We start from the raw sequence: 26225 nt of genomic DNA on the forward strand, positions 1-26225 counted from the left end.
CTCAGGCTTGCCCTTCCACGAAGGCCTTGTAGGCGGCTTCGTCCATCAGCCCGTCCAGCTCCGACGGGTTGCTGAGGCGCAGCTTGAAGAACCAGCCGGTGGTCTCGGCCCCGGCGTTGACCAGCGACGGGTCGTTCTCCAGATCGGCGTTGGCCTCGATCACCTCGCCGGAGACCGGGGCGAACACGTCGCTGGCGGCCTTCACCGACTCCACGACGGCGGCTTCCTTGCCCTGGGCGAGCTGGCGGCCGACGTCCGGCAGTTCGACGAACACGACGTCGCCGAGCTGGTGCTGGGCGTGGTCGCTGACGCCGACGGTGCCGATGTCGCCCTCGACGCGGACCCACTCATGGTCCTTGGTGTACTTGATGGTCATGGTTGTCCCCTGTTCGCTCGGTGTTTGTTTGATCAGCCGCGGTAGTAGCGCTGCGGCACGAAGGGCATGGCGGCGACCTTGGCGGCCAGCGGCTTGCCGCGGACCATGAGCTGGACCGGCGTGCCCACGGCGGCGTGGGCGCGGTCCACATAGCCCATGGCGACCGGGGCGGAGGCGGTGGGGCCGAAGCCGCCGCTGGTCACCTCACCGATCTTGTGTCCATCCGCGTCGCAGACGTCGGTGTGCTCGCGGGCCGGCTGGCGGCCGCCCGGCTGGAGGCCGACGCGGCGGCGCGGGGCGCCGTTGGCGAGCTGGTCCTTGATGATGTCGTAGCCGGGAAATCCGCCCTCCTCCCGGCGGCGCTTGGACAGCGCCCATTCCAAGCCGGCCTCGACCGGAGTCGTCGTCTCGTCGATGTCGTGTCCGTAGAGGCAGAGCCCGGCCTCGAGCCGCAGCGAGTCGCGGGCGCCCAGCCCGATGGCCTCGACCTCGTCCTCGGCCAGCAGGGCGCGCGCGATGGTCTCCGCGTCGGATTTGTCGCAGGAGATTTCGTAGCCGTCCTCGCCGGTGTAGCCGGAGCGGGTGATGACCACCGGGATGCCGTTGAAGGTCGCCGGCAGGTAGCTCATGAACTTCATGGTGGCCGCCTCGGGGATGAAGCGCCCCAGCACCGCCGCGGCCTCCGGCCCCTGCAGGGCCATCAAGGCGAGATCGTCCAGCAGTTCCACCTCAGCCTTGCCCTTCAGACGCTCGCGCATGTGGGCGACGTCGTGGTCCTTGCGGGCGGCGTTGACGACCAGGAACAGGTGGTCGCCGGCGTTGGTGACCATCAGGTCGTCGAGGATGCCGCCCTGCTCGTTCAGGAACAGCGTGTAGCGCATGCGCCCGCGGGCCAGCCCCTTGATGTCGCCGGGGACCAGCGACTCCAGCGCGGCGGCCGGGTCCTCGCCGGTCAGGCGCACCTGCCCCATGTGTGACACGTCGAACAGCCCTGCCTTAGCGCGGGTGTGCTGGTGTTCCTTGAGGATGCCGAGCGGGTACTGCACCGGCATGTCGTAGCCGGCGAAGGGCACCATCTTGCCCTTCAGCTCCAGATGGAGGCTGTGCAGCGGCGTTGTCTTGAGGGACTCAGAAGCCTCGGTCACGCGGGTCCTCCGACATAGGGTCGCACAACCCGCGCCGGGATTGGCGCGAGTCCTGCCCCCTCTGTCCTGGACCTGAGAGATTCACCGGCGGGGGCCAACCCCCAACGACCGGTTTACTCCTTCGGTGAGCCGTGCCTGCGATACGCAGGCCGGGCTGCTTTCCAGAGTTGCCTTATCCCCCTTGCGGTCCTTTTGCCTGAGAGTTTCCGGGGCGGTTGCTCCTTCGGCGCCACTGTCCGGCGAACCAGACAGTGATCTCTCCCGCGAGGGATCGTCGGCTTGTGTGATCTAACCTACCGGGAGCTTCGGGAATGTCAATCGGGGTTCGCTGGGGTCCCGGCAACGCTCACTTCAGGTCCAGATGGCTGCCGTCGCAGAAGGGCGGCTTCCTGGTCGCCTTGCAGCCGCAGAAGCGCGCCTTCATGGAGGTGGCGGGAGCGAACTTCATCGGCTCCAGCCCGGTGCCGGCATGGCTGCCGTCGCACAGCGGCTGCTTGGCGCTGCGCCCGCAGCGGCACCACCAGTAGGTCTTGCCGGCTTCCAGTTCGATGATGATGGGTTCCTTGGTCGCGACGACCGGTGCGCTGGTCATGAGTCTTGTCCTTTGTTCGATCGCTGAATTCCAGTGCGGACCATCGAAGGCTAACCGACCCCAGCCTCAAGGCAAGCGTCCTTTGAACGGCATCGTTTCCGTCGCTTGCCAGCCCACTTTCGCACGAATCGGGCGCGGAAAGTCGCAGCGACAGGCGCAATACGTCAAGGATTTTAATCTTTGAAAACAAGAAATATAGTCTTTATGGCTCAGTTCAAGGATGATAGTCCTAAATCCACCCGCCGCGAGGCCCTTTGCCTGATGGTCCCTCGCTGCATCGCCAATGTTTCAAGGAGCGTTCCATGTCCGTCCAGACCTTCAACCCAACCGATCTGTCGCAGAGCACCGCCAACTGGGCCGTCGCCCAGCGCATCGTCGGCCCCTTCGCCCCGCACGCCCAAGTGTCGCCCGATCTGACCATCGCCCTCGACCCCGGCTATCTGCTAAACGGCACCACCCTGACCGAGGTGAAGGCGCAGGTCGTCGGCCCCTTCGCACCGCCGGCGTCGGGCTTTCGGATCGACCGCGTGGTGGTGGACCGTGCCACCGGCACCGCCAGCGTCGTGGTTGGCACCGCCAACAGCCTGACCCCGCCGGCCATCCCCTTCGGCAAGCTTCCCATTACGCGCGTATTCCTGGACAGCACCACCGAGACCATCAGCAACGAAGCCATCACGGACGAACGCGCCCTGTTCGACCAGATGCACGAGCACCCCAAGGTATATTGCCGCGCGCATCTGGGCGGCACCGACCAGACCGGCATCGCAGCCAACAGCTGGACCAAAGTCAATCTTTCCACTATCGACTTCAATGTTGGCAATGGGTTCGATGTAGCCAACAAATGGTTCAAACCGTCGATTTCCGGTTATTACCGTATCCGCGCACAAACAAATGTGGCGATTACCTCCGGACACAACTATGGCGTCATGATCTATAAAAACGGAGTAGGTGGGGCATATTGGGGTGCATCCGCTTCTATGCAAACTGGTCATACGGCAGCGGTCGAAGACGTTCTCTATCTGAATGGCAGCACCGACTACGTCGAAATGTATGCCGTCAACAGCAACGCCGCGACCACGTTCTATGGAAACAAGAACGCGACGTTTCTGGTCGCGTCCTTGTTGGACTGAAAGTACAACGAAACAGTCACTAGCTCTTAGTCGGCAAAGCCGGATTCGTCAAACGACCAAGGCGAAATACATTTGAAGTGAGTAAGACAGGCAACGCCCGCCCCGGCGCGGGCGTTGCCGCCATCCCTTCGGCGTTACTGCTTCATCTGCGCCCGATTGAAAGCCAGCTGCTCCGGCGTCAACTGGAAGCCCAGGAAAATTTTCCAATCCTTGCCATTGGCGTCCTTGGGCAGCGGGATCTTCGGCGCCAGCTCCTCGCGGCTGCCGGAGCGGAGCTTGCCGGCATCGAAGGTAACGGAGGTGTCGAACTCCGTCTTGGTGGTCGGCGTCTCCTCGCCCGGTTTGGCGACGGCGACGAAATAGCGGTAGTTCGCCGTGTTGCCTTGCATGGCCGGCCCGCGCTCCGCGATCAGAAAGACGTTCACGTTCACCGTGACGCCGTCGCTGGTGTAGTCGCAGTTGCCGGAATAGTCGGCCAGCGCCGCGCGGGAGGTCACGTCCGTCAGGTCGCGCCCGCCGCCGGTGCGGAACTGGGTGACCTCCGCCAGATCGCGGACGATGGACACCTTCGGGCAAGCCAGCGCTGCGTCCGCCGCCGTGTTCGATCCGCCCCCGAGTCCGGAGCAGCCGGTGAGCGCCAGAACACCCAGACTCGCGAATGCAAGCGCCCGCGGGCTTTTCCGGGCGGGGGTTCCTATATTACGGTCGCGGCGGCGGTCCATCGGTCTGACCTAACGGTTGGAAGGGTGTGTTCTGCCACGACTTTAGAGAAGCGGTGGGGCCGGCACAAGGCCACGCCGCCGCTGCGACGAACGAACCCCTACACCCCCTTTTTCGAGACACCGGAACGACGCGCATGACCCAGACGCCCCTGACCATCCTGCTCGCGGCCCCCCGTGGCTTCTGCGCCGGCGTGGACCGCGCGATCCAGATCGTGGAGGTGGCGCTGGAGCGGTTCGGCGCCCCCGTCTATGTCCGGCACGAGATCGTCCACAACCGATTCGTGGTGCAGAGCCTGGAGGCCAAGGGCGCCATCTTCGTGGACGAGCTGGATCAGGTGCCCGACGGCGTGCCGGTGGTCTTCTCCGCCCACGGCGTGCCGAAATCGGTTCCGGCGGCGGCGGAGCAGCGCGGCCTGTTCTACCTCGACGCCACCTGCCCCCTGGTCAGCAAGGTGCACCGCGAGGCCGAGCGCCACTTCAACGAGGGGCGCCAGATCGTGCTGATCGGCCACGCCGGCCACCCAGAAGTGATCGGCACGATGGGCCAGCTGCCCCAGGGCGCCGTCGTGCTGGTGGAAACGGTGGAGGACGTGGCGACCGTCCAGGTGGACGATCCGAACAACCTCGCCTACGCCACCCAGACCACCCTGTCGGTGGACGAGACGGCCAGCATCGTCGCGGCCCTCCAGGCCCGCTTCCCGTCCATCGGCGGGCCGAAGAAGGAAGATATCTGCTACGCCACCACCAACCGCCAGCAGGCGGTGAAGGCCATCGCACCGAAGGTGGACGCCCTGCTGGTGCTGGGCGCGCCGAACTCCTCCAACTCCAAGCGGCTGGTCGAGGTGGCGAAGATCCACGGCTGCCAGCGCGCGCAGCTCGTCCAGCGCGCGGCGGACATCGACTGGTCGGCGTTGGACGGAGTCGCCACGCTCGGCATCACCGCTGGCGCGTCGGCCCCCGAGGTGCTGGTGGAGGAGGTCATGGAGGCCGCCCGCGCCCGCTACGCCGTGACGGTGGAGGAACTGCGTACCGCCTTCGAGGACATCACCTTCAAACTGCCGAAGCCGCTGCTGGACGGCGGCGCCCCTTCCCGACCGGTCCCGGCGGACGCATAATCCAGGGACCGGCCTTCGCGAAGGAGACGTTCATGGGCGCCCCGGCCATCCAGAAGATGGACATCGACGAATTCCTCGCCTGGGCGGACCGGCAGGAGCCGGACACACGCTACGAGCTGGTCGGCGGGCAGCCGCGGGCGATGAGTCCTTGCAGCCAGGCGCACAGCCGTCTTTCGGGCAACATCGCCTTCGAGATTCGGCGGCGCCTGCGCCCACCGTGCTTCGTGCTGACGGAAACAGCGATCGAGCGTGAGGACCGCGCCGACCGCTTCTACGAGGCCGACATCGCCGTCACTTGCTCGCCCCACCAGCCCGGCCAGCGCTCGACGCCGAATCCGGTGCTGGTGGTCGAGATCCTATCGGAGAGCACGGCCAGCCACGACCGCGGCACCAAAGTGCCCGACTATATGCAGATCCCCTCGGTGCAGGAGGTGCTGCTGGTGGACAGCCGCGCCGTCCGGGCGCAGTTGTGGCGCCGCGACGGGCGGCGCTGGATCGTCGAGGATTTCACCGACGACGCCACCTTGCCGCTGGCCTCCATCGGAGCGGAGCTTCCCCTGGCGGCGCTTTACGACGGCATCGCGCTGTGAACGGTCGCGGCGGCATTGACCGGCGCCCCGAATCCCGGTAAGGCGCTGGCATGGCCGTTTACACCGAAGTCACCGACGAAGAGCTGAACGCTTTCATCGCCCAGTATGATCTGGGCGCCGTCCTGTCCTGCAAGGGCATCGCGGAGGGGGTGGAGAATTCCAACTTCCTCCTGGTAACGGAGAGCGGCCCCTACATCCTGACGCTCTATGAGAAGCGCACCCGGCGGGAGGACCTGCCCTTCTTCCTGGGCCTGATGGAACATCTTGCCGACAAGGGCATCGCCTGTCCGCTGCCGGTCCAGGGAACGGACGGGCAGGCCCTGCGCGAACTGTCCGGGCGCCCGGCGGTGATCGTCACCTTCCTGGCCGGCATGTGGCCGCGCCGCATCACGCCGCATCACTGCGCGGAACTGGGGACGGCGCTCGCCCGTTTGCATCTGGCCGTCGCCGACTTCCGGATGGAACGTCCCAACGCCCTGTCGCTGGACGGTTGGAAGGACCTCGCCGGGAAATGCGCGCCGCGCGCCGACGAGGTCGCCCGTGATTTGCGCGCCACGCTGGAGGCGGAGCTTGCGGCGCTGGAGGCCAACTGGCCCACCGGCCTGCCGTCCGGGGTCATCCACGCCGACCTGTTTCCCGACAACGTGTTCTTCCGCGGCGACGGTCTGTCCGGCCTGATCGACTTCTACTTCGCCTGCAACGACTTCCTGGCCTACGACATCGCGATCTGCATGAACGCTTGGTGCTTCGAGGCCGACGGGTCGTTCAACGCCACCAAGGCGCGGATGCTGCTGACCAGCTACCAGAAGGTCCGCCCCCTGTCGCCGGCGGAGCTGGCCGCCCTGCCCTGGCTGTGCCGCGGCAGCGCCCTGCGCTTCCTGCTGACGCGCCTCTACGACTGGCTGCACCACCCGCCGGGAGCCTTCGTGCGCCCGAAGGACCCGCTGGAATATCTGCGCAAGCTGCGCTTCCACCAGACCGTGCGCGGGCTCGGCGACTACGCGCTCGACGACGGCGGCAGCTATCAGGTCTGATGACATGACGGACGCAGCGAACAGCGGCGACGGCGGCGACAAGGGCGCGCCGAAGATCGTCGACATCTTCACCGACGGCGCGTGCAGCGGCAACCCCGGCCCCGGCGGCTGGGGCGCCATCCTGCGCTACAACGGGGTGGAGAAGGAGTTGTACGGCGGCGAGCCGGCCACCACCAACAACCGCATGGAGCTGATGGCCGCCATCCAGGCGCTGGAGGCGCTGAAGCGGCCCATGGAGGTGCGGCTCTACACCGACAGCGAGTATGTGAAGAACGGCATCACCCAGTGGATTCACGGCTGGAAGGCCCGTGGCTGGAAGACCGCCGACAAGAAGCCGGTGAAGAACGAGGATTTGTGGCGCCGCCTGGACGAGGCGAAGCGGCAGCATCGCATCGAATTCCACTGGGTCCGCGGCCACGCCGGCCATCCGGAGAACGAACGGGCCGACGCGCTGGCCCGCCAGGGCGTCGCCGATGTCCGGCAGGCCGCGCGCGGCTGATCCCGCGCGCCAAACAACCACCATCCTCAAGGGCTTCTGGACGGCGGACCCGCCGTCCCGCTAGGCTCCCTCCGATAACGGACGACGAAAGATCGTTGGGAGGAGACCGAGATGTATCCGCATTTGCGGAACGAAGCCCGCTGGGTGCTGCCCGAGGTGCTGGCCCATCAGGCCGCCGAACGCGGCGGCAAGACCTTCGTCACAATGATCGGCGGCGAATCCTTGAGCTACGCCGAGGCGCAGGAGCAGGCCGCCCGCGTGGCCGGCTTCTTCGCCGGGCTGGGCGTGAAGCCGGGCGACAAAGTGGCGGTGATGCTGCCGAACGGGCTGGACTTCGTGCGCGTGTGGCTGGGGCTGGGGCGGCTGGGCGCTGTCATGGTCGCGCTGAACACGGAGCTGAAGGGCGGCTTCCTGGAGCACCAGTTGGAGAACGCCGGGGCGGCCCTGGCGGTGGTCGATGCCGGACTGGCCGACCGCATCACCGACATAGCACCACGCCTGACCGCCCTGCGCCGTCTGGTGGTCCCGGGACCGACGGAGGGGTCGCCGCACACGGCCCTGGAGGGCTGGCGCGACGCCACCCCCTACGACGGCCCCCTGCCCCGCGCGGGCGACGACGCCTGCATCATGTACACGTCGGGCACCACCGGCCTGTCGAAGGGCGTGCTGATGCCGCACGGCCACGGCTTCCTGTTCGGGCTGGGCTCCATCGACAATTTCGCGCTGACGGAGGAGGACCGCTTCTACATCTGCCTGCCGCTGTTCCACGCCAACGGGCTCTACATGCAGCTCTACGCCGCGATGATCTCCGGCGGGTCGGCGGTGCTGCGCGAGCGGTTCAGCGCGTCGGCCTGGCTCGACGACATCCGGCGCCACGGCTGCACGGTGACCAACTCGCTGGGCGCCGTCACCGCCTTCGTGGTGGCCCAGCCGCCGCGCCCCGACGACCGGGACCATCCCCTGCGCCTCGTCGGGGCCGCCCCCAACCCGGCGGACACCGAACGGGTGCTGCGCGAGCGCTTCGGCGTCCGCGACGTCATCAGCCTCTACGGCATGACCGAAGTGAACATCCCGCTCTACGCCGAGATGGGCAAGCCGCGCCCCGGCACCTGCGGCAAGGTCTACGACCGCTACTTCGAGGTGGAGATCCGCGACCCGCAGACCGACATCCCGGTGCCGCGCGGTCAGGTCGGCGAGGTCATGGTGCGTCCGAAAGCCGCCTTCGGCTTCCTGTCCGGCTATCACCGGATGCCCGACAAGACGGTGGAGGCGTGGCGGAACCTGTGGTTCCACACCGGCGACGCCGCGGTGATGGACGCGGAGGGCTACGTCACCTTCGTGGACCGCATCAAGGACTGCATCCGCCGCCGCGGCGAGAACGTCTCGTCCTACGAAGTGGAGACGGTGCTGTCGCGGCTGGAGGGCGTCGCGGAGGTTGCCGCCTACGCCGTACCGGCGGGCATTCCGGGGGCGGAGGACGAGATCATGGTCGCTCTGGTCGCCGCACCCGGCACCGCTCTGACGCCGGAGGCCGTGGCCGCCTTCGCCGAGCGCGAACTGCCGCGCTACGCCCAGCCCCGCTACATCGACATCGTGGACGCCTTCCCCAAGACGCCGACCGCCAAGGTGCAGAAGGCCAAGCTGCGCGAACGCGGCGTCGCCGACACCACCTGGGACCGCACGAAGGTGACTTGAACGAAAACCTATGCACAATTCCCTCTCCCCTCTTGGGAGAGGGTCAGGGTGAGGGGGTTGCGCGTGGCGGTATGTCCGGCACAAGCGCACCCCCCTCACCCGCCCGCTTCCGGGCACCCTCTCCCCGCTTTCGGCGGACCGAAGGTCCGCCTGTCGCGTCAGCGCAAACTTCGTTTGCGCGTGAGCGGAGGAGAGAGGGCTAAACCGCCTTTACAGCGCCCCCAGCACCGCTTCGGCCGAGGACACCTCGAACTGGCCCGGCTTCTCGACGGCGAGGTGGGTGACCTTGCCGTCCTTGGCGACCAGGGCGAAGCGCTGGCCGCGCAGGCCGAGGCCGTAGCCCGTGCCGTCCATCGTCAGGCCCAGCGCCTGGGTCAGCGCGGCGTTGCCGTCCGGCAGCATGGTGACCTTGCCGCCGACCCCGTTCTTGTCGCCCCAGGCGCGCATCACGAAGGGGTCGTTGACGGCGAGGCAGACGATGTCGTCCACGCCCTTGGCCTTCAGGTCCTCGGCCTTCTGGACGAAGCCCGGCAGATGCTTGGCGGAGCAGGTCGGGGTGAAGGCGCCCGGCACGGAGAACAGCACCACCGTCTTGCCATTGAACAGCGCGTCGGTGGTGATGTCCTGCATCCCGTTGTCGGTCAGATGCTTCAGCGTGACGGACGGGATGGCGTCGCCCACTTGAATGGTCATGTCTCCTGAACTCCCAACTTTTTGTGTTTCAGCTTTTGATCTTGCCGGATGCCCGGTCGAGCGCGTCGAGAACGGCGCCCTCGGTCAGCAATTCCGGAAGCGCGATGCCTTCCGGAGCCCCCGGACCATAGACGATGTTGAAGGGAATGCCATAGCGACCGTGGCGGGCGAGATAGCGGGCGATGCTCTCGTCCGGGCGGGTCCAGTCGGCGCGCATAGCGGTCACCGCCCCGGCATCCTCCAGCCGCTGCGCGACGGTGCCGCGGTTCAGCACCAGCTTCTTGTTTGCCTGGCAGGTGATGCACCAGTCGGCGGTCACATCCACGAAGACGGTGCGCCCGGCGGCCACCTGCTCGCGGATCGCCGCCTCGTCGAAGACGGTCCAGCGCGCCGCCGCGCTCTCCGCCACCGGTGCCGCCCCGGCGGAGGGGCCGAAAACGGCGGGAACGGCGAAGGCCACCACGGCCAGCAGCCCAGCCAGAGCCGCCCCGGCCCAGCGCGCCGACTCCGCCAGCCGGCGGCCCAGCCACAGGGCGGCGACCAGCCCGCCCATCAGCACGGCGACGGCCAGCGCCGGCACCTCGCCCACCTGGACCACCAGCACCGACAGCAGCCAGAGCGCGGTCAGGGCCAGCGCCCCGCCCAGCACCCGGCGCAGCGCCACCATCCAGCGCCCCGGACGCGGCAGCAGGCGCGCGGCGCGCGGAAAGGCGGCGATCAGCAGATAGGGAAGCGCCAGCCCGACGCCGAGCGCGGCGAAGATGGCGAACACCTCCAGCGCCCCGCGGGCCAGCGCGAAGCCCACCGCCGTCCCCAGGAAGGGCGCGGAGCAGGGCGTGGCGAGCAGCGTGGCGAAGGCGCCGGTGGCGAACTGGCCGCCCAGCCCCTGCCCCTCCGGCCCACCCAGCCGGTCGGCGACGGCACGCGGCAGAGGAAGCTCGAACAGGCCCCAGAGATTGGCGGCGAACAGCGTCACCAGCACGACCATGAAGACGAGGAACAACGGCTGCTGGAACTGGATGCCCCAGCCCACGGCACCGCCCGCCGCCTTCACCGCGACCAGCGCCCCGGCGAGGATCAGGAAGGAGGTCACGATGCCCGCCGCCGAGGCCAGGAAGCCGGCGCGCACCGTCGCGGGCGCACGACCGCCATGCTGGACGATGGACAGCAGCTTCAGCGACAGCACCGGCAGCACGCAGGGCATCAGGTTCAGGATCAGTCCGCCCAGCAGGGCGACACCCAGCATGGTCAGCAGCCCCGCCGGAGCCGCCCCGGCACTACGACCGCCCAGCCCAGCCACGACGGTCGCCGGAGCCTCCACGGAGCGGTTGCCGTCCACCACCGTCAGCATCATCGTCCGCCCGGCGAGGTCGAGGCCGGGCTGCGGGTCCGTCGCGTCCATCCGCAGGATCGCGCGCCGGTCGCCGTCGAGGAACCGGCTCTTGGGCGCGGCGAAGGTCAGCGGCGGGTCGGTTTCCACGAACACGTCGGGGGCGACCATCGGCTCGCGGGCCGTCACCTCGACCTCCAGCACGGTGCCCTGGCCGAGCACCGCCGTGACGGTCAGGCCGGACGCCCGCCCGTCGCCGGGCACCAGGGATTGGGCGCGGGCGATGTCGTTGGCGGACGGTCCCGGCGTTGCCGGCCCCTCGGGGATGGACAGGGACAGCGCCACCATCTCCGGCACGCAGATGGTCGAGCAGACCAGCAGCTCCGCCTTCAGCGCGAGGTCGAGCGGCTTGCCCGGCTCCGCCGGGGTGGCGGCGATGGGGAACAGCACCTCCGCGTCGTAGCCCGCCGTCTCGAAGCCCAGAACGGTGAAGCGGTGCGGCGCCGGGTAGGCCAGCTCCGTCGCCTTGAGGTTCCGCGACTCCGACCAGTCCAGCCGCGGCGCGAATCCGGCATCGCCGGGCGTGCGCCAATAGGTCTTCCAGCCGGGCTCCAGCCGGACCTCCAGACCCAGAGGAATCCTGGCGAGATCGCCCACCCCCTGAACCGACGCGACGAGCCGCGCCTCGACCGGGCCGGATTTGACCCAGGCGCCGGTCTCCGCCCTCCCCATTCCGGGGACGGCCAAGGCCAGGATGGCGATCAGGAACGGAACAAACCTTTTCATCGCACCGACTGTTCTCATATCAAGACGCAGCGGGCCGCCCATCGGCCGTGGCTGTATATGGATGACAAAGCTTGGCCCGTGCTGTCACACTCGGGCGAAGACGGCTGCGGGCGGCCGACCAACGGTCCGCCCGTCCCCCGACACTAAGGATAGCGCCCATGCCGCACCTGACCAAGTCCTCGGACTATCTGACCGGCCAGTTGCTGATCGCCATGCCGGGCATGACGGACCCGCGTTTTCAGCGGACCGTGATCTACATGTGCGCCCACAACGACGACGGTGCCATGGGCCTCGTCGTCAATCGCCTGTTCGGGTCGGTCACCTTTGAGGATTTGCTGGAACAGCTCGAGATCGAGATCCAGGAGCCGGTCGCCAACATGCCCGTCCATTATGGCGGCCCTGTGGAATCCGGGCGTGGATTCGTCCTGCATTCGACCGACTATGTGCGGGATGGTACGCTGGTGGTGGACGACGAGGTGGCGCTGACCGCGACCATCGACATCCTGCGCGCGATTTCCGAGGACCGCGGCCCGCGCCGCAACCTCCTTCTGCTCGGCTACGCCGGCTGGGGACCGGGGCAACTGGACGCGGAATTCCAGGCGAACGGCTGGCTGAACGTGCCCTGCGACGAGTCGCTCCTGTTCGATCCCGAACTGGACACCAAGTGGGAACGCTCCATCGCCAAGCTCGGCGTCAGCCTGTCCATGCTGTCGGCGGAAGCCGGGCACGCCTGACGGCGTCCAAGGTCGCTTCCTGACCAGACCACACACCCGCCGCGCCGCAAGCGGCGGGACTTCATGTCAGAACTTTTGATTCACTGACCCTTGCTGGCGATCGCCAAGGCAAGGCCGCGGGCCTGCATCAATTCGCTGCACCGTTCGACCAACTCGTCCCCGGTGTAGACCGCCCAGCCGCTCTGGAAGCCCGACGCCTCATAGCGCAGATCGACGCGGCGCCCGTCCAGCTCAACGGCGTAGGTCAGGGAATCTTCTTTCGTCCAAGTAGGGTTCAACGACATATCCGCCTCACGCGATGGGAAGGACATGCCGTCAGCCTGCGCCCGGTCCCTTAACCGCGGGTTAAGCCGACCGGAACAAAGCCCAGGGAATAGGGAGACGCGCCCCCCGACCGGACGGGCTATCCCCGCCATTCCTCGCGCAGGATGGCGTAGAGGACATGGTCGCGCCACACCCCGTCGATGCGCAGATAGCCGCGCGCGTAGCCTTCGTGGGTGAAGCCGACCTTTTCCAGCAGGCCGCGGCTGGGTGCGTTGGTCGGCAGGCAGGCCGCCTCGACCCGGTGAAGCCCCAATTGCCCGAAGGCGAATTCCAGAACCAGCCGCGTCGCGCCGGACATGTAGCCGTTGCGCGCGTAGGGCTGCCCCACCCAATAACCGAGCGTGGCCATCTGCGCCACGCCGCGCCGCAGGTTGGTCAGGCCCAACCCGCCGACCAGCCGGTCGGTCACCCGGTCATAGACGAGAAAACTGTAGCCCTGGTCGTCGCGCCACTCCTGCGCCTGCCGCCGCAGCCGCCGCCCAAAGGCGGCGCGGGTCAGGGCATCCGCTGGCCAGGTCGGCTCCCAGGGCGTCAGGAAGGCGCGGGAGTCCGCCCGTAGGTCGGCCCACTCCCGCCAGTCCCGCGGCAGCGGCGGGCGGATGTAGCAGATCGGCCCGTCGAGCCGGACCGCCGGCGGGCTGATGAGACCACTGCCGAGCAGGCGGATCATGCTGCCCCTCCCACCCTGGCGCGCCCCTTAGCGGAGCCGCGCGGCGATGCGGTCATACTCCTCGAGCCGGCCGATGGGGCCGAGCGCGGCCACGGTCGGGCGGCTCTCGCGCAGGCGACGGGCGACGCGGACGATGGACTCGCGGTCGACGGCGCCGATCTTTTCCACGATCTCCTCGACCGGCACCGGACGCCCGTAGACCAGAAGCTGCTGCCCCAGTTGCTCGCAGCGCGACATCGAGCTTTCCAGCGCCATCAGCGTCCCGGCCCGCAGCTGGGCCGCGGCGCGGGCCACCTCCTCCTCGGTCACGTCCTCGGTCACCCGCATCAGCTCGTCGCAGACGACCGGGACCAGCTCCGCCACCTCGTCCTCGCCCGTGCCGGCATAGACGCCGAACAGCCCGCCGTCGCGGTAGGCGCCGGAGAAGGTGTAGATGGAATAGACCAGCCCGCGCTTCTCCCGCACCTCCTGGAAGAGGCGGGAGGACATGCCGCCGCCGAGCAGCGTGGACATCACCGAATGGGCGTAATAGTCCGGGTCGTGCACCCCCACCCCGTCGAAACCGAGGACGAGGTGCATCTGCTCCAGGTCCCGCGCCTCGCGGAAGTCGCCCCCGGCGTAGTGCGCGTTCTCGGATTCCGGCGCCGGACGGGAGGACAGCCCATCGAAGGCCGACAGGGCCATGTCGACCAGCCGGTCGTGCTCCAGTCGCCCGGCGGCGGCCAGGACGATGCCCGGAGCGCCGTAATGGCCGTCGATGTAATCGACCAGCGCCGGGCGCGACAGAGCGCCGACGATCTCCGCCGATCCCAGAACGGGCCGGCCAAGCGCCTGCCCCGGATAGGCGGTGGACTGGAAATGGTCGAAGATGATGTCGTCGGGGGTGTCGGCGGACTGGCCGATTTCCTGGAGCACCACCGTGCGCTCCCGCACCAGTTCCTCGCTGTCGAGGACGGAGTTCTGGAGCATGTCGGCGATAAGGTCGAGCGCCAGCGCCGCGTCCTCGTGCAGGACCTTGGCGTAATAGGCGGTCTGCTCGCGCGTCGTGTAGGCGTTGAGCTGGCCGCCGACATTCTCGATCTCCTCGGAGATGCGGAAGGCGGAGCGCCGCTCGGTGCCCTTGAACAGCATGTGCTCGACGAGATGCGCCACGCCGTTGACGCTCGCGGACTCGTTGCGCGTGCCGACCCCGACCCAGCAGCCGAGCGAGACCGACTGCACGCCGGGCATCGTGTCGGTGGCGACGCGCAGCCCGTTCGGCAGCGTGGTCACGCGGATGCTCATGCGGCCTCCTTGGCGGCGCGGGCGCGGGCGACGACGAACTCCTGGACCGCCGCCATGTCGTTGGGCAGTTCGGACAGCCGCTCCTCCCGCTCGTAGAGGTCGGACAGGCGCGGCGGCAGGACCGGGCGCCGGCCCGTCGCCGTCTCCACCGCGTCGGGGAACTTGGCCGGATGGGCGGTCGCCATCACGACCACCGGCACCGACGGATCGACCGGGGCGGTCGCCGCCGAATGAATGCCGACGGCGGTGTGCGGATCGACCTGATAGCCGCCGGTCTTCTCCCAGACCTCCTTGATGACGTCCATGGTCCGGGCGTCGTCGGCGCGGCCCGCGGCGAAGATCGCGTGCGCCTCGGCCAGTTGCGCGTCGGTGACGGCGAATTTGCCGTCCGCGCGGAAGCCGTCCATGGCGGCCTGCACGGCGGCGCCGTCGCGGCCCAGCAGGTCGAACAGCAGCCGCTCGAAGTTGGAGGAGATCTGGATGTCCATGCTGGGACTCAATGTGGGCACGACCGGAGCCGCCGACATGGTGCCGCTGGCAAAAAAGCGGGCCAGGATGTCGTTGGCGTTGGAGCCCACGATCAGCCGCTCCACCGGCAGGCCCATCGCCCGCGCGCCGTAGGCGGCGTAGACGTTGCCGAAATTGCCGGTGGGCACGGTGAAGGCCACCTTGCGGTCCGGCGCGCCCAGCGCCACCGCGGCGGCGAAGTAATAGACGATCTGGGCCATGATGCGCGCCCAGTTGATCGAGTTCACCGCCGACAGACCCATCTTGTCGCGGAAGGCCATGTCGTTGAACAGCGCCTTCACCAGATCCTGGCAGTCGTCGAAGGTGCCGTGCAGCGCGATGTTGTGCACGTTGTCCGACAGGACGCTGGTCATCTGGCGGCGCTGCACCTCCGACGTGCGGCCCTTCGGATGCAGGATGAAGATGTCCACGTTCCGGCGGTCACGGCACGCCTCGATGGCGGCGGAGCCGGTGTCGCCCGAGGTGGCGCCGACGATGGTCACCCGCGCGCCGCGCTTGGCCAGCACATGGTCGAACAGGCGGCCGAGCAGTTGCAGCGCCACGTCCTTGAAGGCCAGCGTCGGGCCGTGGAACAGCTCCATCACCCAGGTGCGCTGGTCGAGCTGCACCAGCGGCACCACCGCGGCGTGGTCGAAGCTGGCGTAGGCGTCCTTGACGATGGCGCGGAAGTCGTCCTCGGCGATGGCGCCGCCCAGGAAGGGCAGCATGACGCGCACGGCGATCTCGCTGTAGGGAAGGCCGCGCATCGCCCGGATCTCGTCGGCCGAGAACTGCGGCCAGCTTTCCGGAACATAGAGGCCGCCGTCACGCGCGAGACCGGCCAGAAGGACTTCCTCGAAACCCAGGACCGGGGCCTGGCCCCGCGTGCTGACGTACTTCAACGCACACTCTCCGACGCCTGAAGGTGGCCGACGCTGTGGCGGGCCGGCGACTCTTGTGGAACGGGCATAGTTAGCGCCCTCCCACACGCCGTGCAAGCGGCGGGTTCCGGGTGCGTTGCAAACGGAACCCCCTCCCCCGGCACGGGAGAGGGGATTGCTGCCCGCCGGTCAGGCGCCGGTGTGGACGTCCAGCGGGTCGTGGTGCAGCGCCGACGGATCGTGCGCGGCATCGACCGGCGGAAGCTCCACCGTCTGGGCGGCGAGCGCGGCGTCCACCGACGCGGCGGTGCTGTGGTCCACCGGCTGCGGCTGGGTCACCGTGTGGGACAGGACGTTGATGTCGCCCTCTCCCCCATCCAGGGCCAAAGCTTGCGCCTTCGCCGGAGCCCAGGCGGCCTTGGCCGGGCTGCCGCCGCCGTCGAACAGGCCTTCCTTGATGGCGTTGTACTTGGTCTGGTCGACCGTCTGCCAATCGTCCTTCAGGATGCCGCCGGTGTCGCCCGAGTTCGGGTTCCACGACCAGTAGGTCCAGCTCGCCCCTTCCTTGCCGGCGCCCAAGTCATTGGTGCCGTTGCCGTCCAGGTCGCCGTTCATGTAGTCGATCAGCTTGGCCATGTAGGCCTTGTCCTGGTCGGTCTCCAGCTTGCCGCCGAACTCGCCGACCAGCACGGGGGCTTTGTCGTCCTTCAACAGCCAGCCCCAGTTGTCGGTGTACTGGCCCGGCAGGTTGTTCGGGTAGTCGCTGGCCTTGAACCACTCCATCTCATGGATGGACGGGCCGTAGGAGTGGACCGAGTAGACCAGCTTGCCCGGATTGTCGAACTCGATCGGGCGGTCCTTGGCACCGCGCAGATTGCCGCCCCACCACTCCCACTGGTTCTGGTGGATTTCGACGCCCTCGACCAGCAGCAGCCAATCCTTGTTCACGGACTGGATCTCGTTGCCGATGCGCTCCGCGGCCCAGGCCCAGTCGGTGGCCTTGTCGCCGCCGCCCCAGGTCGCCTGCCCGTGCGGCTCGTTGTGCAGGTCGGCGCCGACGACCGTGTCGTTGCCCTTGTAGCGCTCGGCCAGCATCTTCCAGTTTTCGATCATCTTCGACTCCGGGTACTTGTCGTCGTACCACAGGCCGTTCTCGTTGGCCGACGCACCGTCGCTGGAGCGGTGGTGGTCGAGGATGACCTTCATGCCGATGCGCCCGGCGTAGTCGATCACCTTGTCCATGACCTCAAGCGGCGACTTGTTCGCGAGGTCGGGATTCTTGGAGGTGTCGATGCCCGTCGCCCGGTCGGCGTCCAGCGCCGCGTCGCTCCACGGCAGGCGGATGGTGTTGAAGCCCATCTCCTTCATCTGCTCCATCATCCCCCAGTACCCGCGCATGTCCATGCCGTTGGGGTTGAAGACGAAGCCCTCACCGCCGAACCAGTTGACGCCGGTCAGCTTGACGTTCTGACCCGACGAGTCGACGATCTGGTTGCCGTCCGTGTGCAGGAAGCCCTTGGCGATGCCCATTGTTCTCAGCCCTCGTTGCCATTCGCGTTGGGCCGGAAGCTGGAGGTTTATGGTTAACGAAATATTGCCAGGAATATCGCTTAATTCCGGCAATCCAAGGCATGTGTGACCATGTCCGGAAGAGCGGATTTTGAAGACATTTAAGACAATGAAGACGCGTCGAGTGCTTGCGCCGCCTTGAGGCTGTTTTTCCGATCGATTGCCGAGTGGCGTGCAGCCGTGTTCGGAAACGAAGGAGGGTTATCGGCCAGCCTTTTGCGTGCGGTGGATTTTGCAGATTCTTCCGCACCAGCGAACGCGTCGCGGCAAAACACTTGCCCCCACCCCGGCCCTCCCCCGCTGACGCGGGGGAGGGAGAACGGTTCCCTCCCCTGCGAAGCGGAGGAGGATTAGAGAGGGGGCAAAGACTCCGCCCAAGCGCCGAGATACCGGCGTTCCAGATGCCGTCGGAACACCGCCGCGTCGAGCGGGCGCCCGGTGGCCGCCGTCAGCAACTCGTCGCCGGAGGCATAGAGGCAGCCCTTGCCGTGCACGTTCACGCCCAGCCACGCCACCAGCGGCCCGAGGTCGCCGCGCGCCAGCGCCGGGCGGATGCCCGGATCGGCCTTCGCCGCAGCCTCGAACAGCTGGGCGGCGGTCATGGCGCCCAGCGTGTAGCTGGGGAAGTAGCCCCAGGCGCCGGACGGCCAGTGAATGTCCTGAAGGCAGCCCAGCCGGTCGTTCGGCGGCACCACCCCGACCAGTTCCTTCATGCCGTCGTTCCAGGCGCCCGGCAGGTCGGCCAACGCCAAATCCCCGGCGATCAACGCCTTCTCCAGCCGGTAGCGCAGGATGATGTGCGCCGGGTAGGTCACCTCGTCGGCGTCCACGCGGATGAAGCCGCGCTCCACCCGGCTGTAGAGGCGGCGCAGGTTGTCCGGCTCCCAGGCCGGGCCGGAGCCGCCGAACGCCTCCTGCGCAACCGGGGCCAGCCAGCACAGGAACTCCGGCGAGCGGCAAGCCTGCATCTCCACGATCAGCGATTGGCTCTCATGCACCGCCATGCCGCGGGCCAGCCCGACCGGCTGGCGCAGCCAGTCGCGCGGGCGGCCCTGCTCATAAAGGGCGTGCCCCGTCTCGTGCATCACCCCCATCAGAGCCTTGGTGAAGTCGTCCTCGTCGTAGCGGGTGGTGATGCGCACGTCGCCGGTGGCCCCGCCGCAGAACGGGTGCAGCGATACGTCCAGCCGACCGCGGGTGAAGTCGAAGCCCGCCGCGCGCATCAGCCGCTCGCCCAGCGCCTTCTGGTTGGCGACGGCGAAGGGCCCCACGGGCCGCAGCGGCGCCGGTTCCACGGCCTGACGGTCGAGGACGCGCCCGATCAACTCCGGCAGGAAGCCGGCCAGCCCGGCGAACAGGGTGTCGATCCGCTCCGACCGGGCGCCGGGGTCGTGCTCGTCCAGCATGGCGTCGTAGGGCGACAGCCCCATGGCCGCCGCCTTGGCCTCCCCGCACTCCCGCACGCGGCGCAGCACCTCCGACAGGCTGGGCAGCAACTTGGCGAAGTCGCTTTCCGCACGCGCGGTGCGCCACGTCATCTCGCAGGCCGAGATCGCCTTGCTGGTCGCCTCGATCAGGTCGCCGGGCACGGCGGTGGCGTGGCGGTGGGTGCGCCGCATCTCCCGCAGGTTGGCCGCCTGCCACGCATCCAGCCCGCCCGTCCCCTCCGCCTCCGCCAGCCAGTCGGCCACGCGGGGGTCGGTTTGCAGCTCGTGGGCCAGCACGGTCAGGGTGGCGGTCTGCTCCGCCCGCCCGTCGCTGGAGCCGTCGGGCATCATGGTCTGGCTGTCCCAGCTCAGGATGCCCAGAGCGTCGCCGATGGCGGCGATGCGGGCGAAACGGCGTTCCAACTCCCGATAGGCGGCTGTCATGAGGCGCAACTCCTAGGATGCCGGACCGGTCCTCCGGCGTTGGGACAGCACATAGACGACGACCAGCGTCGCGGCGAGGCTATACCAGGTGAAGGCGTATTGCCTATGGTTGTTGGGCAGCTCGACCAGGGGCTGAATCCCATTCAGCGGCGCGTTGCCGCGCGCCGGATCGGGAGTCATCTCGACCGCCAGCGGGGCGAGGTTTTCCAACCTGGCGACCGCGGCCATGGCCGGCGGGTCCAGCCGCATCCAGGACTCCGCCCCCGGCCGGTTGCCCGGCTGGAGCCAGCCGGCGGGCTGCGGCAGACGGACCAGACCGGTGACGGTCACCGGCCCCTCCACCCGGCTCTCCGGGCGGCTGGCCGCGTCACGCTTGTCCATGGGCAAGAAGCCACGGTTGACCAGCACCACCCCGCCGCCGTCCGCCGCCGGGCGCTGCAACGGAGTCAGCAGCTCGTAGCCCGCCTGCCCCTGCCGGGGCCGGGCCACCAGCAGCAGTTCCTTGTCGGTCAGGAAGCGCCCGGTGACGGTCACCGGACGGAACTCCAGCGCCTCCGGATCGGCGATGACGGAAGGCAGCGGGATCGGAGCGGCGTGCAACCGCTCCTCCACCCGGCGGACCAGATCCTCCTTCCACTCCAGCCGCTGCATCTGCCACGTGCCCAGCCCCAGCATGACCAGAACGGCGGGCACGGTGATCAGCGTCGCCCACAGCGAGGGGCGGAAGCGGCGGGGTTCGGCGGCGGCGGTCATGGTCACTCGTCCGGGTCCTCCAGCTCGTTGCGGCGGTGACGATACTGGAGCGCCACGACATAGGCCTTGGCCGGGCGCAGCATGCCGAGCGCCAGCCCGAGCACGACGATGCTCCAGACGATGGCGTGCAGCCACAGTGGCCAGTCCACCGTCATCGACACCCACAGCGCCACCGGCACGACCAGGAAGCCCAGGATGAAGATCAGGAACACCGCCGGCCCGTCGCCGCTGTCCTGGCGGGCGAGGTTGAGGTTGCACACCGAACAGCGCTCGTTGACCGTCAGGTAGCCGTCGAACAGCTTGCCCCGTCCGCAGCGCGGGCAGGCGCAGCGCAGGCCGGCGGTCAGCGGCGACGGGCTGGTATAATAGGTGCTCAAATGACCCGCCTCCTTCCAGGAAATGGTAAGCCCCTCTCCCCCGGTGGAGGAGAAGGGCTTCGCAAGGCGACAGGGGGGATCGATCAGTGGCCGCTGGCGGCGCCCAGCGACCCCCACCAGTAGATCGACACGAACAGGAACAGCCAGACCACGTCCACGAAGTGCCAGTACCAGGCCGCCGCCTCGAAGCCGAAATGGCTCTGCGGGGTGAAGTGACCTTTCATGGTGCGGAACCAGCAGACCGCCAGGAAGATGGTGCCGACGATGACATGGAAGCCGTGGAAGCCGGTGGCCATGTAGAAGGTCGACGGGTAGATGCCCTGGGTGAAACCGAAGGCGGCGTGGGCGTATTCCCAGCCCTGGAAGAAGGTGAACATCACCCCCAGCAGGACGGTCAGCCCCAGCGCGCGAGAGGCCTCCTTGTTGCGGCCCTCGAGGATGGCGTGGTGCGCCCAGGTGACGGTGACGCCCGACAGCAGCAGGATCAGCGTCATCATCAGCGGCAGGTGGAAGGTTTCCAGCACCGTGATGTTCGGCGGCGGCCAGACGCCCTGCGGGTTCTCGGCGAACACCTTCGGGTAGAGCGCCGCGTCGTAGAAGGCCCAGAAGAAGGCGGCGAAGAACATCACCTCCGAGGCGATGAACAGCGCCATGCCGTAGCGCAGGCCGATCTTCACCACCGGGGTGTGTGCCTTCTCGCGCACCGCCTCCTTGATGATGTCGCGCCACCAGCCGAACATCACGCCCAGGATGGACGCGAAGCCGAGGGCCGCCAGCAGCCAGCCGCCGCCGTGCATGTAGATGACCATGCCCGTCGCGAACAGCCCGGCCGCGAAGGCGCCAAGCAGGGGCCAGGGGCTCGGCTTCACCAGATGGTAGGGATGCGGGATGCCGGAGCCCTCGCCCGCGCCGTGCGCGGAGGCTGGGGGATGCGGCATGTGCGCGTGCGTGATGTCGGCCATCGTCTCTTTCCAACCCCGGTTTGTTTCGCCCGATTTCTTTGTTCAGACTGTCTCTTTTTTACAGCGTTCTCAGTTCGCCGCGGTCCCGGTGCCTTTCGCACCCGCGGCCTGCGTCGCGTGCTGCGCCAGCACCTGCGTTTCGTCCTTGGCGCGGAAGAAGGTGTAGGACAGGGTGATGGTGGTCACGTCCTCCATCGCCGGATCGTCGGCCAGCGACGGATCGACGAAGAAGGCCACCGGCATGTCCACCGACTGACCGGGCTCCAGCACCTGCTCGGTGAAGCAGAAGCACTCGATCTTGTTGAAATACTTGCCGGCCTTGTCCGGCGTGACGTTGTAGAGCGCGGTCCCCACGGTGGCCCGGTCGGTCCGGTTGGCGGCCTGATAGGCGGCCAGCCCCATCTCGCCCAGCTTCACCGTCAGTTCCTTCTGCTCCGGCTTGAAGCGCCAGGGCAGCGACTGGTTCACGTCGGCGTTGAAGCGGACCTTGATGACGCGGTCGACCTGCCGCGCCGGTGCTGCGTCGGCCCGCTGGGTGGTGCCGCCGAAGCCGGTCACCTGACAGAACAGCGCGTAGAGCGGCACCGAGGCGTAGGCGAGCCCGACCATCCCGAAGACGAGGCCGAACAGCCCCGCCATGAACAGGCGGTTCTTCCGCCGCAGCCCCCTGTCGCCTTCAGGCCGGTCGTTCATGGTGCCGCTCCCCCCCCTTGCGTTGATCCGGTCGTGGTGGTCAGTGTCCGCCCATCCGCACCAGCGTGATGACGTAGAACATCACCACCAGCCCGATCAGCGCGGCCAGGACCGCGTAGTTGCGCCCGCGCAGCCGCTTGCGGCGTTCCTCGTGGGATTCGTCCATGATCGTCATGCCCCGCCTCCGGTCGTCAGGATTCCGCTCACCAGATGCTCGCCCATCAGCAGGGCGAACAGCAGGAACAGGTAGAGGATCGAGAAGCCGAACATCCGCTTGGCCGGCTTGTCGTCGGTGGCGCGCAGCACGCGGACCGCGCACAGCACGAAGTAGGTGCCCAGCAGGCTCGACCCGATCAGATAGGTGAGGCCGCCGATGCCCAGGAAGTAGGGCGCGACCGCCACCGGCAGCAGGACCAGCGTGTAGGCCAGCATCTGCCGCTTGGTGGAGTCCGGCCCGGCGACCACCGGCATCATCGGCACTCCGGCGCGCGTGTAGTCGCCGTTGCGGAACAGCGCCAGCGCCCAGAAATGCGGTGGCGTCCACAGGAAGATCAGCAGGAACAGCAGGATGGAGGGCAACTCCACCCCGCCCGTCACCGCCGCCCAGCCGATCATCGGCGGGAAGGCGCCGGCGGCCCCGCCGATCACGATGTTCTGCGGCGTCCGCCGCTTCAGCCACATCGTGTAGACGAAGACGTAGAAGCCGATGGTCATCGCCAGCAGCGCCGAGGCCGCCCAACTGACCGCCAGCCCCATCACCACGACCGACGCCGCGGCCAGGATCACCCCGAAGGCCAGCGCGTTGTCCGGTTCCACCCGGCCCGACGGGATCGGGCGGCGGACGGTGCGCGTCATCACCGCGTCGATGTCGCGGTCGTACCACATGTTGATGGCGCCCGAGGCCCCGGCCCCGACCGCGATGCACAGCACCGCCACCGCCGCCAGCACGGGATGGATGTGGCCGGGCGCCAGCACGATGCCGGCCAGCCCGGTGAAGACCACGAGCGACATCACCCGCGGCTTCAGCAGCTCGATGTAGTCACCCGGCGTCGATCCGGAGACCGGACCTGTCGAGACCCGTTCAATGCTCAGGTCCGTCATTCTGCACTATCCTCTGGCTTTTCGGCTCTCTGGCCGGAGGGAGCTTCCCGGCTCCCCCGGCGTCATGGTCACGAACGATCGTTCACTTCACCTGCGGCAGCGTCTCGAAGGCGTGGAACGGCGGGGGCGAACTCACGGTCCACTCCAGCGTGCCCGCCTGCGGTCCCCAGTAGGCCGCCTCGACCTTCTCGCCGCTGCGCAGGGTCTTGTACGCGATCCACACAAAGAGAAGCGTGGACGCAAAGGAGAGGTAGGCGCCGAACGAGGAGACCATGTTCCAGCCCCAGTAGGCGTCCGGATAGTCCGGGATGCGGCGCGGCATGCCGGCCAGACCCAGGAAATGCTGCGGGAAGAAGACCAGGTTCACGCCGATGAAGGTCGTCCAGAAGTGAACCTTGCCCCAGAACTCCGGATACTGGCGCCCCGACATTTTGCCGATCCAGTAGTACCAGCCGGCGAAGATCGAGAAGACCGCGCCCAGCGACAGCACGTAGTGGAAGTGCGCGACGACGTAGTAGGTGTCGTGCAGCACGATGTCCATGCCGCCGTTGGCCAGCACCACGCCGGTCACGCCGCCGACCGTGAACAGGAAGATGAAGCCGAGCGCCCACAGCATCGGCACCCGGAACTCGATCGACCCGCCCCACATCGTGGCGATCCAGGAGAAGATCTTCACCCCCGTCGGCACCGCGATGATCATCGTGGCGGCGGTGAAGTAGGCCTTGGTGTCGACATCCAGGCCCACCGTGTACATGTGGTGCGCCCACACCACGAAGCCGACCACGCCGATGGCGACCATCGCGTAGGCCATGCCCAGGTAGCCGAACACCGGCTTGTGCGAGAAGGTCGAGACGATGTGGCTGATGATGCCGAAGGCCGGCAGGATCATGATGTAGACTTCGGGGTGGCCGAAGAACCAGAACAGGTGCTGGAACAGGATCGGGTCGCCGCCGCCCTCCGGGTTGAAGAAGCTGGTGCCGAAGTTGCGGTCGGTCAGCAGCATGGTGATGGCGCCGCCCAGAACCGGCACGGCCAGCAGCAGCAGGAAGGCGGTCACCAACATCGCCCAGACGAACAGCGGCATCTTATGCAGCGTCATGCCCGGCGCGCGCATGTTGAAGATGGTGGTGATGAAGTTCACCGCACCCAGGATCGACGAGGCGCCCGCGAGGTGAAGGGCGAAGATCGCCATGTCCACCGACGGCCCGTTCTGGCCCAGCGTCGAGGACAGCGGCGGATAGATCGTCCAGCCCGTGCCCGCGCCCTGCCCCACGAAGGCGGAGCCCAGCAGCAGCAGGAAGGCCGGGACGATCAGCCAGAAGCTGATGTTGTTCAGCCGCGGAAAGGCCATGTCGGGCGCGCCGATCATCAACGGCACGAACCAGTTGCCGAAGCCGCCGATCAGCGCCGGCATCACCACGAAGAACACCATGATCAGGCCGTGCGCGGTGATCAGCACGTTCCAGACCTGCCCGTCGCTGACGAACTGCAGACCCGGCGACTGAAGCTCCAGCCGCATGATGACCGAGAACAAACCGCCGATCAGCCCGGCGATCACCGAGAAGATCAGGTAGAGCGTTCCGATGTCCTTGTGGTTCGTGGAGAAGAACCAACGCTCGACGAAGCCCGGCATGTGGTGGTCGTGGTCATGCCCGTGGCCGTGTCCCTGCGCTTCCCCCGGATTGGCGTTTGCCATGTCTCTAACCCTCGCGTCGGCGGAATGATTTTTCTTTGAGGTGCCGCTGCATCCAAAGCGTGATTCTTACTGGACGGCCCCGGAGGACGCCACCTCTGAGGACTGCGCCTCGGCAACGTCGCGCTTGGTGTCGGGGGTCCCGTAAGCGGTCTTGGCCTTCTCGACCCACTGGTTGAAGGCCTCCTTCGACACGGCCTCGACCGCGATCGGCATGAAGGCGTGGTTGACGCCGCAGATCTCGGAACACTGGCCGTAATAGACGCCTTCCTTCTCGATCCGCAGCCAGGTCTCGTTGGCCCGGCCCGGCACGGCGTCCTTCTTCACGCCGAAGCTCGGCACCGCCCAGGAATGGATGACGTCGCCCGCGGTGACCAGCACGCGCACGGTCGTGCCGACCGGCAGGATGACGCGGTTGTCGACCTCCAGCAGGCGCTTCTGGCCGGGCTTCAGCTCCGATTCCTGGATCATGTAGCTGGAGAAGGCGATGTTGCCGTGGTCCGGATACTCGTAGTCCCAGTACCACTGCCGCCCGGTGACCTTGATGGTCATCTCCGCCTCCGGCACCCGCTCCGCCTGATAGAGCAGCTTGAAGGAGGGCACCGCGATGACGATCAGGATGATGACCGGGATGACCGTCCAGGCGATCTCCAGCACCGTGTGATGCGAGGTCGTGGACGGCACGGCGTTCTTCTTGGCGTTGAAGCGCAGCGCCACCCAGGCCAGCAACCCCGCCACGAAAATGACGATGGCGACGATGATCACCGTCAGCAGGTCGTGGAAGGAGTCCATGGCGTGCTTGACCGGGGTGGCCGCCTCCTGAAGCCCCAATTGCCAGGGGTGGGGTTCGGCGGCGGAACCGGTCGCGGCAAATCCACACAAAGATGTCAGCGCCGCCAGAATGGCAGCGTTCAGGGTCTGCGTCTTCATCCCCACCCTCTTCGTTGCCCGCCGCCCACGGTCGCGGACGGCGGTCGTCCCTTCCCGCCGGACCCGCCTTCGCCCCTGTTTCCCTGGTGCGTTCCACCCCTGTCGGGCGGTTGCGCGTCCGGGCGTTGCGACGGTGCCGGTCTATGCAGGGATCGTGCCGTTCGTGGGT

General features: G+C 67.7%; 27 protein-coding genes and 1 riboswitch. Of the genes, 7 read left to right on the top strand and 20 right to left on the bottom strand.

The window, feature by feature from the left end:
- Position 1: 1 nt before the first annotated feature.
- From gcvH to JJL56_RS14800, 3 genes are all read right to left on the bottom strand, one after another.
- Positions 2 to 376 (bottom strand): glycine cleavage system protein GcvH, encoded by a 375-nt coding sequence (gene gcvH / locus JJL56_RS14790; RefSeq protein WP_109071265.1) that lies wholly within the window; start codon positions 374 to 376, stop codon positions 2 to 4.
- A 32-nt stretch (positions 377 to 408) separates the two neighbouring features.
- Positions 409 to 1521 carry a glycine cleavage system aminomethyltransferase GcvT gene (gcvT, locus tag JJL56_RS14795; protein WP_200485516.1) on the bottom strand — a complete coding sequence of 371 codons (1113 nt, stop codon included), beginning with the start codon at positions 1519 to 1521 and terminating at the stop codon, positions 409 to 411.
- Between the two features lie 174 nt (positions 1522 to 1695).
- A riboswitch (glycine riboswitch) is annotated at positions 1696 to 1795 on the bottom strand.
- A gap of 72 nt (positions 1796 to 1867) precedes the next feature.
- A complete protein-coding gene (locus JJL56_RS14800; RefSeq protein ID WP_200485517.1) occupies positions 1868 to 2113 on the bottom strand; it encodes a CDGSH iron-sulfur domain-containing protein in 246 nt (81 codons plus the stop codon).
- 302 nt (positions 2114 to 2415) lie between these two features.
- On the opposite strand from JJL56_RS14800, the gene JJL56_RS14805 reads away from it, so the two are divergent.
- Positions 2416 to 3243: a hypothetical protein gene (locus JJL56_RS14805; protein ID WP_145626497.1), complete on the top strand. Its 828-nt coding sequence runs from the start codon at positions 2416 to 2418 to the stop codon at positions 3241 to 3243.
- 134 nt (positions 3244 to 3377) lie between these two features.
- On the opposite strand, the gene JJL56_RS14810 is transcribed toward JJL56_RS14805, so the two are convergent.
- Positions 3378 to 3809, bottom strand: coding sequence for a hypothetical protein (locus JJL56_RS14810; protein ID WP_247889485.1), 432 nt, complete (start codon positions 3807 to 3809; stop codon positions 3378 to 3380).
- A gap of 290 nt (positions 3810 to 4099) precedes the next feature.
- Here JJL56_RS14810 and ispH point away from each other — a divergent pair, with 290 nt between their 5' ends.
- The 5 genes from ispH (at position 4100) to JJL56_RS14835 (ending at position 8898) form a co-directional block, all read left to right on the top strand.
- The gene (gene ispH, locus JJL56_RS14815) at positions 4100 to 5080 is read left to right on the top strand and encodes a 4-hydroxy-3-methylbut-2-enyl diphosphate reductase (protein WP_200485518.1); all 981 of its coding nucleotides are present in this window, start codon (positions 4100 to 4102) and stop codon (positions 5078 to 5080) included.
- A 32-nt stretch (positions 5081 to 5112) separates the two neighbouring features.
- Complete coding sequence (locus tag JJL56_RS14820) at positions 5113 to 5670, top strand: Uma2 family endonuclease (protein ID WP_145626494.1); 558 nt, start codon at positions 5113 to 5115, stop codon at positions 5668 to 5670.
- A gap of 50 nt (positions 5671 to 5720) precedes the next feature.
- Positions 5721 to 6704, top strand: a complete 984-nt coding sequence (locus JJL56_RS14825) for a homoserine kinase (RefSeq protein WP_200485519.1) — start codon at positions 5721 to 5723, stop codon at positions 6702 to 6704.
- 4 nt (positions 6705 to 6708) lie between these two features.
- Positions 6709 to 7203 carry a ribonuclease HI gene (gene rnhA / locus JJL56_RS14830; protein ID WP_200485520.1) on the top strand — a complete coding sequence of 165 codons (495 nt, stop codon included), beginning with the start codon at positions 6709 to 6711 and terminating at the stop codon, positions 7201 to 7203.
- Between the two features lie 111 nt (positions 7204 to 7314).
- Positions 7315 to 8898, top strand: coding sequence for an AMP-binding protein (locus tag JJL56_RS14835; RefSeq protein ID WP_145626491.1), 1584 nt, complete (start codon positions 7315 to 7317; stop codon positions 8896 to 8898).
- Between the two features lie 210 nt (positions 8899 to 9108).
- On the opposite strand, the gene JJL56_RS14840 is transcribed toward JJL56_RS14835, so the two are convergent.
- The gene (locus tag JJL56_RS14840) at positions 9109 to 9591 is read right to left on the bottom strand and encodes a peroxiredoxin (protein WP_145626490.1); all 483 of its coding nucleotides are present in this window, start codon (positions 9589 to 9591) and stop codon (positions 9109 to 9111) included.
- Positions 9592 to 9619: 28 nt separating this feature from the next.
- A complete protein-coding gene (locus tag JJL56_RS14845) occupies positions 9620 to 11707 on the bottom strand; it encodes a protein-disulfide reductase DsbD family protein (RefSeq protein ID WP_200485521.1) in 2088 nt (695 codons plus the stop codon).
- A 158-nt stretch (positions 11708 to 11865) separates the two neighbouring features.
- Here JJL56_RS14845 and JJL56_RS14850 point away from each other — a divergent pair, with 158 nt between their 5' ends.
- Complete coding sequence (locus JJL56_RS14850; protein WP_145626488.1) at positions 11866 to 12441, top strand: YqgE/AlgH family protein; 576 nt, start codon at positions 11866 to 11868, stop codon at positions 12439 to 12441.
- An 80-nt stretch (positions 12442 to 12521) separates the two neighbouring features.
- Here the strand turns inward: JJL56_RS14850 and JJL56_RS14855 are convergent, their stop codons facing one another.
- From JJL56_RS14855 to coxB, 14 genes are all read right to left on the bottom strand, one after another.
- A complete protein-coding gene (locus JJL56_RS14855) occupies positions 12522 to 12725 on the bottom strand; it encodes a hypothetical protein (protein WP_145626487.1) in 204 nt (67 codons plus the stop codon).
- Between the two features lie 119 nt (positions 12726 to 12844).
- The gene (locus JJL56_RS14860; protein WP_145626486.1) at positions 12845 to 13435 is read right to left on the bottom strand and encodes a GNAT family N-acetyltransferase; all 591 of its coding nucleotides are present in this window, start codon (positions 13433 to 13435) and stop codon (positions 12845 to 12847) included.
- Positions 13436 to 13462: 27 nt separating this feature from the next.
- A complete protein-coding gene (locus JJL56_RS14865; protein WP_145626485.1) occupies positions 13463 to 14719 on the bottom strand; it encodes a M16 family metallopeptidase in 1257 nt (418 codons plus the stop codon).
- The gene (gene thrC / locus JJL56_RS14870) at positions 14716 to 16128 is read right to left on the bottom strand and encodes a threonine synthase (RefSeq protein WP_145626484.1); all 1413 of its coding nucleotides are present in this window, start codon (positions 16126 to 16128) and stop codon (positions 14716 to 14718) included. Before thrC ends, JJL56_RS14865 begins: the two co-directional genes overlap by 4 nt.
- A gap of 168 nt (positions 16129 to 16296) precedes the next feature.
- Positions 16297 to 17637: a glycoside hydrolase family 5 protein gene (locus JJL56_RS14875; protein WP_200485522.1), complete on the bottom strand. Its 1341-nt coding sequence runs from the start codon at positions 17635 to 17637 to the stop codon at positions 16297 to 16299.
- Positions 17638 to 18026: 389 nt separating this feature from the next.
- Positions 18027 to 19547, bottom strand: coding sequence for a carboxypeptidase M32 (locus tag JJL56_RS14880; protein WP_200485523.1), 1521 nt, complete (start codon positions 19545 to 19547; stop codon positions 18027 to 18029).
- 12 nt (positions 19548 to 19559) lie between these two features.
- The gene (locus JJL56_RS14885) at positions 19560 to 20300 is read right to left on the bottom strand and encodes an SURF1 family protein (protein ID WP_200485587.1); all 741 of its coding nucleotides are present in this window, start codon (positions 20298 to 20300) and stop codon (positions 19560 to 19562) included.
- A 2-nt stretch (positions 20301 to 20302) separates the two neighbouring features.
- Positions 20303 to 20677, bottom strand: coding sequence for a DUF983 domain-containing protein (locus JJL56_RS14890; RefSeq protein WP_109469270.1), 375 nt, complete (start codon positions 20675 to 20677; stop codon positions 20303 to 20305).
- 83 nt (positions 20678 to 20760) lie between these two features.
- Entirely contained in the window at positions 20761 to 21639 is an 879-nt protein-coding gene (locus JJL56_RS14895; RefSeq protein WP_247889484.1) for a cytochrome c oxidase subunit 3, read from the bottom strand.
- A gap of 69 nt (positions 21640 to 21708) precedes the next feature.
- Entirely contained in the window at positions 21709 to 22332 is a 624-nt protein-coding gene (locus JJL56_RS14900; protein ID WP_200485524.1) for a cytochrome c oxidase assembly protein, read from the bottom strand.
- A gap of 40 nt (positions 22333 to 22372) precedes the next feature.
- A complete protein-coding gene (locus JJL56_RS33690) occupies positions 22373 to 22507 on the bottom strand; it encodes a hypothetical protein (protein ID WP_256380051.1) in 135 nt (44 codons plus the stop codon).
- A complete protein-coding gene (gene cyoE / locus JJL56_RS14905; RefSeq protein ID WP_200485525.1) occupies positions 22504 to 23433 on the bottom strand; it encodes a heme o synthase in 930 nt (309 codons plus the stop codon). The genes JJL56_RS33690 and cyoE overlap by 4 nt, the downstream gene beginning before the upstream one ends.
- Before the next feature lie 82 nt (positions 23434 to 23515).
- Positions 23516 to 25129, bottom strand: coding sequence for a cytochrome c oxidase subunit I (gene ctaD / locus JJL56_RS14910; protein WP_145626477.1), 1614 nt, complete (start codon positions 25127 to 25129; stop codon positions 23516 to 23518).
- Positions 25130 to 25195: 66 nt separating this feature from the next.
- The gene (coxB, locus tag JJL56_RS14915; protein ID WP_145626476.1) at positions 25196 to 26056 is read right to left on the bottom strand and encodes a cytochrome c oxidase subunit II; all 861 of its coding nucleotides are present in this window, start codon (positions 26054 to 26056) and stop codon (positions 25196 to 25198) included.
- Positions 26057 to 26225: the final 169 nt, after the last annotated feature.

The organism is Azospirillum aestuarii (assembly GCF_016632405.1).
GTDB classification, from domain to species: Bacteria; Pseudomonadota; Alphaproteobacteria; order Azospirillales; family Azospirillaceae; genus Azospirillum; species Azospirillum aestuarii.